The 8,464-nt window shown below is 33.3% G+C and carries 11 protein-coding genes; 2 read left to right on the forward strand and 9 right to left on the reverse strand.

Features of this window, described 5'->3' with window-relative positions; all coding sequences use genetic code 11:
• Positions 1-29 precede the first annotated feature (29 nt).
• Positions 30-575 carry a helix-turn-helix domain-containing protein gene (locus COL05_RS28585; RefSeq protein WP_098671053.1) on the forward strand — a complete coding sequence of 182 codons (546 nt, stop codon included), beginning with the start codon at positions 30-32 and terminating at the stop codon, positions 573-575.
• Positions 576-629: 54 nt separating this feature from the next.
• On the opposite strand, the gene COL05_RS28590 is transcribed toward COL05_RS28585, so the two are convergent.
• The 6 genes from COL05_RS28590 to COL05_RS28615 all read right to left on the reverse strand — a co-directional run bounded on the left by COL05_RS28590 (position 630) and on the right by COL05_RS28615 (position 4,388).
• Positions 630-1,310 (reverse strand): prolipoprotein diacylglyceryl transferase family protein, encoded by a 681-nt coding sequence (locus tag COL05_RS28590; RefSeq protein WP_098671042.1) that lies wholly within the window; start codon positions 1,308-1,310, stop codon positions 630-632.
• 15 nt (positions 1,311-1,325) lie between these two features.
• Entirely contained in the window at positions 1,326-1,880 is a 555-nt protein-coding gene (locus COL05_RS28595; RefSeq protein ID WP_098671043.1) for a TlpA family protein disulfide reductase, read from the reverse strand.
• An 18-nt stretch (positions 1,881-1,898) separates the two neighbouring features.
• The gene (ccdA, locus tag COL05_RS28600; protein ID WP_098671044.1) at positions 1,899-2,612 is read right to left on the reverse strand and encodes a cytochrome c-type biogenesis protein CcdA; all 714 of its coding nucleotides are present in this window, start codon (positions 2,610-2,612) and stop codon (positions 1,899-1,901) included.
• Positions 2,613-2,665: 53 nt separating this feature from the next.
• Positions 2,666-3,478, reverse strand: coding sequence for a M56 family metallopeptidase (locus tag COL05_RS28605; protein WP_098671045.1), 813 nt, complete (start codon positions 3,476-3,478; stop codon positions 2,666-2,668).
• A 1-nt stretch (position 3,479) separates the two neighbouring features.
• Positions 3,480-3,896, reverse strand: coding sequence for a BlaI/MecI/CopY family transcriptional regulator (locus COL05_RS28610; protein ID WP_098671046.1), 417 nt, complete (start codon positions 3,894-3,896; stop codon positions 3,480-3,482).
• 93 nt (positions 3,897-3,989) lie between these two features.
• Positions 3,990-4,388: a DUF3942 family protein gene (locus tag COL05_RS28615; protein ID WP_142337709.1), complete on the reverse strand. Its 399-nt coding sequence runs from the start codon at positions 4,386-4,388 to the stop codon at positions 3,990-3,992.
• Positions 4,389-4,782: 394 nt separating this feature from the next.
• On the opposite strand from COL05_RS28615, the gene COL05_RS28620 reads away from it, so the two are divergent.
• Positions 4,783-5,481 (forward strand): peptidase E, encoded by a 699-nt coding sequence (locus COL05_RS28620; RefSeq protein ID WP_098671048.1) that lies wholly within the window; start codon positions 4,783-4,785, stop codon positions 5,479-5,481.
• 56 nt (positions 5,482-5,537) lie between these two features.
• Here the strand turns inward: COL05_RS28620 and COL05_RS28630 are convergent, their stop codons facing one another.
• The 3 genes from COL05_RS28630 to COL05_RS31580 all read right to left on the reverse strand — a co-directional run bounded on the left by COL05_RS28630 (position 5,538) and on the right by COL05_RS31580 (position 8,302).
• Positions 5,538-6,947 (reverse strand): MATE family efflux transporter, encoded by a 1,410-nt coding sequence (locus tag COL05_RS28630; RefSeq protein WP_098671050.1) that lies wholly within the window; start codon positions 6,945-6,947, stop codon positions 5,538-5,540.
• A gap of 98 nt (positions 6,948-7,045) precedes the next feature.
• The gene (locus tag COL05_RS28635) at positions 7,046-7,810 is read right to left on the reverse strand and encodes a DUF2087 domain-containing protein (RefSeq protein ID WP_098671051.1); all 765 of its coding nucleotides are present in this window, start codon (positions 7,808-7,810) and stop codon (positions 7,046-7,048) included.
• A gap of 336 nt (positions 7,811-8,146) precedes the next feature.
• Entirely contained in the window at positions 8,147-8,302 is a 156-nt protein-coding gene (locus COL05_RS31580; RefSeq protein WP_180233487.1) for a hypothetical protein, read from the reverse strand.
• Positions 8,303-8,464: the final 162 nt, after the last annotated feature.

The following is an 8,464-nucleotide window of genomic DNA, read 5'->3' on the forward strand; positions in this document are numbered from 1 at the left end:
ATTTAATAATTAGTAAGGAGCTTTTTATTATGGAAAATATAGATATTGGTAAAAAAATTGAAAAACAAAGAAAAGAAAAAGGCTTAACGAGTAAAGACTTAGCGAAGATGGCTGATATTACACCATCTATGTTAAGTCAAATTGAGCGCGGATCTGCTAACCCTTCCATTCAAACATTAAAAGTACTCGCTAAAGCGTTAGAAGTTCCAACATTTAGCTTTTTACTTGAAGATACAAATACAGACGATTTAATTGTACGTTCTCATAAACGAAAAAAAATGATTATCGATAATTTATCATATGAATTGTTATCACCTGATTTCACAGGAAATTTAGCAACAGCAATTATGACTGTTCCGCCAAATACAGCTTCATCAGAAAATGTACTAGAACATAAGGGTGAAGAATTGGCATTTGTATTAGACGGAACAATTACATTGTATTTAAACGAAGAAGAGTACACTTTAGAAACTGGTGATAGTGTAAAAATACCCGCTTATTTAAAACATAAATGGTTAAATCAATTCGAGAAAAATGCAATCGTTTTATTTTCTGTTACTCCGCCGATTTTTTAATATAAAATAAAAAAGATAGCCACGCATGGATATACTCCATATGTAGCTATCTTTTTACTTTTTCGGCACCAACAAAATTCCTAAACTAATAATAAAGAAGCTCATTATTTGCTGTATTGATAAACCAAATAAAACCGAGTGTTGTTCACTAATAAGCGAAATAATAATATGAGCAACACCCTCAACTATTAGAAAAACACTTATGTTCTTTCCATTTCCGAGTCTTTCATTTTTCATCCATAACAAGCCCATTATACAAAGAGCAAGAATAATCTCGTATGCGAAAATGGGGTGATATAAAAATTTAGATTCATATACTTTCACACCCCAAGGCAGTGTCGTTTGTACGCCTACTTTTTGGTGGAATAGAAAATAGAAAACAATACTCATACATAGTGCAATAGGCAATGTATCAAGTAAAATACGAAGTGAAAATTGCTCCTTTTTACTTTTCCAAACAATGTATGCACCCGCAATTACACATCCTACTATCATATGCTCCATACTTCCTATAGCTAATAATGCTTGCACTGGCGACCTAAAAGCCCATACTGGATTTAAAAATGCCGGTGCAAATTTCCATACAAATACGATGATAAGAAAGGCATTTGTTACTGCATCCATCATTTTTTCATACGGTACACTTTCATTTTTCATCTTTCTTTTCATCAACATAAATCCAAATAGACTTCCAATGATAAGAGATACGGGTTGTAACCTCACGATCCACTCCATTAATACAAAATCACCTTAACTCTCAATTAATTTCTTAAATTTTTCTTCTAATTGATCTGGAGGTAATACACCTCGTACTTGCTCTACGATAATTCCATCTTTATCAACAAAAAATGTCGTTGGTAACGAGAATACTTTATAATCTAATCCAGCTACTCCATCCATATCTAGTAAAACAGGAAACTTAAATCCGTGACGATCTGCAAATGCGCTCGCTTCTTGTACCGGATCTCCGATTGTTGCATTTACTGCAAAGATTTCAACGTCCTTTTTATATTTATCATACATTTGAACTAAGTCAGGTGCCTCCATTTCACATGGACCACACCACGATGCCCAAAAATTAATAAGATATGGCTTTCCTTTTGCATCATGTAACGAATGCAGCTTCCCGTCTAATCCTTTTAACGTTATGTTTGGCGCTTTAAATCCTACTTGTGGTAATACTTCTGTTTTTTGTAACTCCGCTTGTTTTGCTTTTCTTTCTTTCTCTTCTTTTTTTGTATTATAAAAGTTCACTCCGGCCCAAATTAGTGCCCCGGCCAGTATAATCGCAATTAGTTTCTTCACTTTTCTTCCTCCCCATTATTAAAAGCCTGTAAATCCACCGAATAGACGAATAAAGAATGCTGTAATTTTCGTCATTTGATTTGTATACAATAAAATTCCTGTTACAATCATCATTCCGCCGCCAACTTTCATCATGACATTGGCGTATGTAACGATCCATTTTACCTTCCCAATAAAGAATGCCATCACGAAAAACGGAACCGCAAACCCAAGAGTATATGCGGTAATATAAAGAAGTGCTCCTTCAGGATTCGTCGCACCAAGCATGAGTACAGCTGAAAATATCGGTCCAACACACGGCGTCCACCCCGCTGCATATGTCATACCGACTATAATCGAACGAATATATCCAGTTGATTTACTTTTATACTGCACCTTTTTCTCTGCCATAAGCCACTTAGGCTGAAACAAGCCTGTCATAAACAGTCCCATCAAAATAATAAAAATCCCACCAATTTGTTGAATCAATTTTTGGTTAGATGAAAATGTTATTCCAATCCAGCTTACCGATAAACCTAACGCATAAAATATAACCGAAAATCCGATCATAAAAAATACGGTATGCATAATCGCTGATTTTTGCATCATTCCACGATTTTCTTTTAAATCTTGAATAGACACACCTGTAATATATGATAAATAAGATGGATATAGTGGCAAAGAACATGGTGATACAAATGACAATACCCCCGCTCCAGCTACAAGCCAAATCGTTAAATCTGCTGCATTCATTTTATTCCCCCTAAAACACTACAAAGAGTAGTGTTAATTGTTAAAAAAAGAGGCTATATGCACTCTCCGACAATAAGTACAACTGACATACAGAATAAACCTAATGTGACATATACTGAATTCGTATGTAACGGAATAGTAAGTTTAACAACTTTTTCATGCAACACTTGCTCGATTCGTAAATTTATTGCTGTTTTTGCAAATGAAGCTGTCACACATCGATTTTCCATTGTCTTTATTTTAATTATTTTTAATAACGCGCTGCCTAACTCGAATTTAGATTTCATTTTTTGCATTGCATACTTATCTGCAGCTAACTCCTGATACACATGATAGCGCTGCAATAGCCCTTTTAATATCGGGATGTAAATCATTCCTTCTGCTAATAACGTAAAACAAAATAATTTTAATGGGTCTCGATTCGTTTGATGATATTCTTCATGAAAAATAATCGCATCCATTTCTTCATCTGAAAACGTTTGAAGCATCCCTTCCGACATAACAACTTTCGGACGAAATAACCCAATTGTAAATGCCGCAATTTCCTCGGTCGGCAATATATATATTTGTTTTCCTTTTCGAATGAAAGGGATAAGTACTTTTTGTAACTTTTTACTATAGAAAAATTGTCGCCAAATTCTTTTGCACACGATGAATACAGTAAGTAGTAAAAATCCAGCAATTATAATACGAATGAGCGATAATTCCTTCATATGTTGTTCTAACTGGAATAAGCAAAAATTCGAAAGAAAGAACGCCTTATTTTGAAACAAAAATGGGTATGTAACATAATACACTAACATACTGAAAAAAAGGGCACTAACAATCACTGCTAACAATACGATTTTACGCATTTTCCATTTCATTTCATTGATCCTCTTTTTTTAATTGATTCAATTTGTCTTCTAATTTTTTTATTAAAGTCGGATCAACCTGTTCTAACTCGTCTAGCATATGATTTACAACTAAATCTCCAAATTCCCCCATCAATTCCTGTGTCATTTTCTTCGTTTGATTGGATAAGAATTCATCTTTTGTTTGCACCGCACGATATATACCACTTCTTTTCACAGTCTGTTTTTCTAAGTGTAATTTCTCTACTAACCTGTTCATAACTGTCATTACAGTATTAAAATTCACAGGTGATTCTTCACTTAGTTTCTGTTGCACTTCTTTAATCGTAATACCGTCAGTAGACCAAACAATCTCCATAATCTTCGCTTCAAGCGGTCCAAAGAAATGGTTTAACCCTTGCTCATTTAACTTATAGTTTTGAGTAAACATCGTATAGCTCCTTTCACACTACGAATTGTAGTATAAATGAAATGAAAGGTCAAACGTGAATGCTATACACTAAAATTCACTCCCCCATTTCATTCACTGTAAACCTAACTTCTCTCCAAATGTTTCAAACAGATACTGCTCTAATATTTGCACACTAAACTTCTCATTACGCCCTAGTGCAAATAATTCCCGATTTTTTGCTACGATCGTATCTAACGGAATAACGACATTATCCACTATTTTTGTAATTTCAATGATATTACTTTTTACATTTACCTCTGTTTTAAATTCAACATTTTCTAATACGATATGTGAACGTCTTCCTGATGTAAAAAAAGTAAAGTTAGGATTTTTAACAACACCAATTTCAGCTTCTAATGCATATAAGTAGTGAAAAATTATATCTCTATGTCCATCTTTTATTATTTTTTCATCCTTCTCATCATCTAAGTATTCTTTCACCTTCGCTGCAAACTCAAATCGAAAATCCACCTTTTTCACACTCCCTCTCTGTATTTTTATATTAAATAAATATATTGAAATAATTTTACCATATTGTAATACAAGTTCCTATTAAAAGTAAAAAAACGATTTGTGAAATCTCTATTATTTCCGGTTCCTTTTGAAAGTATAAACACTAATTCAAATTGAATTAATGCCTCGTTATATCCATTTAAACATATTGTTTCCATATTTTGAAACGATAGTATGAAATGTTATATATTGATAAAATGTTTCTAATTCATTTTACTATATAGTTATCACCGCCTTTACTATTCCGATATATTGAAACTGCATTTTCTACTTATTCATTACATGACAGAAGGAATGTAACTCTCTTCTATCGAATTTTTATATAACGAAAATGATTAGGTGGTGCTTTACTATGAAATTAGCTGTCATTGGTGGCGGTGATTTACAAGATTCCAATCACTCGCCTATTAATGAGCGACTTATAGAATTAACAAATAAACAGTATCCAAACGTATTATTCATTCCTACAGCTAGTCATGATGATGAAAACTATATAAAATTATTTTTAGACACGTTTGAAAAACAATTACACTGTGAAGTACAAATTTTACGCACTATAACCGATACACCTTCTAAATATGAAATAGACGAAATGATTCAATCAGCTGATTTAATTTATCTCGGTGGCGGGAACTATATTCACATGCTTACAGAATGGAAAGAACATAAACTAGATGAGAAATTATTATATGCTTTGCAGCAAGGAACGCTCATTGCAGGGTATAGCGCTGGTGCTATGTGCTGGTTCACTTCTAGCATTCGATCAGATTATGAAGGCTCTGGTTATATAGAAAGCAACGGCTGGGGGATTGTGAACAAAAGGTTTTGTCCACATTATAATCAATTAAATAGAATGAACGCCTTCCATTCCTTTTTACAAAACCATCAAGGTAATATAGAAGGAATTGCACTAGAGGATAATTGTGCTCTATATATTACAGAAGAATCTTTTGAAATCATCGGTGAACCTGAAAAAGCGTGGGAATTTTATATGAGTGATAACAAACTTATTAGACAACATTTTGATATTACTTTAAAAAGCTATTTATAAACTTACACTTACAAAAAATGTCCCTAAGTATAATAACTTAGGGACACTTGCATGATTTAACTCACTAATCGTGTAATTCGTTTCTTCTGCCATGAAAGCTTATAATATGCATACTGTAAAATTAAGCTGACAATAAATGCTGCTGGGTATCCAATCCATATCCCTTCTATGCCAAGACTTGTATGGTAAGAAAGGTAATACGCTACAGGTACTTCAACAAGCCAAATTGAAACGACGCCAATAACAGTTGGCCATAATACTGTACCGCTTGCTCGCATTGTCGCACTAATAATTTGCGCATGACCGAAAATTAAATAACTCCATAATGTGATCATAACTAGGCTATGAGCAATTTCAATTGTAGTTTGACTCGTTAAAAATAGTGCTAGAATGTCTCTTGAGAATAAGTAAATAAGAGATATTAGCACACCACCGATGACGTAGTTCATAATAATTCCGGCCTTCACAACTTTCTGCAATCGATCAAATTGGTTTGCACCAATTGATTGTGCAGCAAAAATGGAAACTGTAATACCAAGACTAACAGCTGGCATTTGTACATAACTTGCAACTTGGTTCACAACGCCATAAGCTGCTGTTGCATCCGAACCATAACGATTTACAAACGCGATTACCGCAATTTCTGATAATGAAACTAATATCATATTAATACTCGCTGGAATGCCGAGTCGTAGTAATAGCTTTAATAAACCCCAATCCATTCGAAGATATTTCCTTACCGTACTATCTAATTGTAGTGGATGATTTTTTTTCTTTAAATACACTAACATGACAATAAACGTAATAACTGTAGAAATAACAGAAGCATAGGCTGCTCCATACACATCTAATTTCGGAGCTCCTAACCATCCAAAAATAAGAATTGGTAATAAGATCATATTTAGCGCTGTACTTACAATTAAAAAGTAAAATGGCGTTTTAGAATCTCCCGTACCTCTCATAAACGTTGTGTATGCAAAATATAAAAATAAGACTGGCATCGATATAAATAAAATACGCGCATAATGAACACTTATATCAATAATATTTTCTGGCGTTCCCATAAGGCGCATAATGTCCATCGCAAAAATACTACCTATTATCGCCAACACAACTCCAATAATAAAGGTAAATGTCAGTGTCGTACCAACGATAGCTTTTAAACGATCTTCGTTTTTAGCTCCAAACGCCTGACCAATTAAAATCGAACTACCTGAACCAATACCAATTACAAATGAAACGAGTAAGAAAAATAGTGGGAAGAATGCTGATATGGCTGCTAAATCATTCACTCCAAGCCATCTCCCTACTACTACCATACCGAATAATTGTCCAATCGATTGTAATACATTGCTTAATAGTAACGGTACTAAAAACATGGACATCGATTTCCAAATCGGTTTACTCTCACTTTCTAGCTTTTGTGACTCCGCACCTTCTTTATTGTTATCTGTAGGTGGTTTCAAATTTCATTTCTCCTTTTATTAAAAATCAGTTTTCAACTTCTATCTCTTTGTATAGTTGTTATAATAATGTGCTTCTATTCATTTTCTTTTCTGTATTATTATAACTTCACCCAATATTCGCTTCCATCAGCTGTTCTATCTAAAAACCCGTATTCGATTAAATATCTTCTTAAAGTTACAAAATCTGGGTAAATACTTTCTATAATCGTATTTACTTCTTTTTCAGTGTACTTTTTATTACTATCAAACTTCGTCACTAAATGGCGTAATATAATTAATTTACGCTTTTGCTTTTTCGGGAATTTAGAAAGTGGTCCATCTAATCCTTTTGTAAAATGCGCTTTTAATACTTCATCATTTTCTTCTTCCGTAATATTGTAGCGATCATCTACCATCGTTGCGGTTCTATGAATCGGTACAAATTTCGTTTGTACTTTTGCTTTTTCTTCTGACAGTTCCATTAATGCTAAAAACACTTTCGCTTGCTTCATTTTCTCTCGAAGTGTAAATCGATGATTTCGAATGGTTGAAGTACTTCCGCCAGCCATCTCTTTTACAATCTCTTTATCATTCAGCCCCATATGGAAAAACTGAACCATTTTCTTTTGTAAATCAGTTAAACCAGTGTACTTCTTATCAAGGTTTAATAAATAATCAAACATAGATGTATGTTCATTTTGCACATGCAATTGTACAAACTTCTCTGCTTCATACAAAACTTGATTATCTTGATAAATTATACCCTTAATAAACACTTCGCCACAAGCTAAACAAATATACTCTTCTGCTTCCGCTTCAAATACATACCCTTTCTTCAATTGCTCAACCGAAGCATCCCAAAACTTCTCTGAAATATCACTCATACTAAACACTCCTTTAAAACGTTTATTTAAAAACAAGCAAATTTCAATAACGTTTACTATCACTTCATCATCTTAACACACCATAAATAAACATTTCAACATTTCGTTTACCCATTTTGCAAACTTTTATAAAAACATCTATTAAAAGGGTTTAATACAATGAAAAGCGAATGCATTTATGTAAATTCATTTTATAGGATGTGAAATATGCTATTCAATATTTAAATGATAAAGAACTGATTAAACAGAGGACCGGTATTCACTCATTCCAAAACTTCAACATTCAATTTTAAATACAAAAAAGGTGTTTCCGTATAAGAAAACACCTTTTACCTTCTATAATATTCTATTTATAATCTCTACTAACACTTTACTTGTCTGTACGAATATATGCTTTCGATTTCGATCTTCAACAAATATATTAGCGCAACTCCCCATAATCATCATACAACTAATTATGACTAACGCTACCTTTCTATTCTTGTAAGTCACTTCATACCTCTCCACTATTACAAAATTCCATTTAAATTTATCCCACTTTAATGGGCAGTAAGACCCCCACCTCAAAATTCAGCGAAAGCAAAGAAGTTAGGTGGGGGTCGTGCTGCCCCTAAAAGTCCGATTGGTGAGGGCTAATAATCAGTGGGGGATGAA

The sequence above is a fragment of the Bacillus sp. AFS059628 genome (genome assembly GCF_002571225.1).
Taxonomy (GTDB): Bacteria; Bacillota; Bacilli; order Bacillales; family Bacillaceae_G; genus Bacillus_A.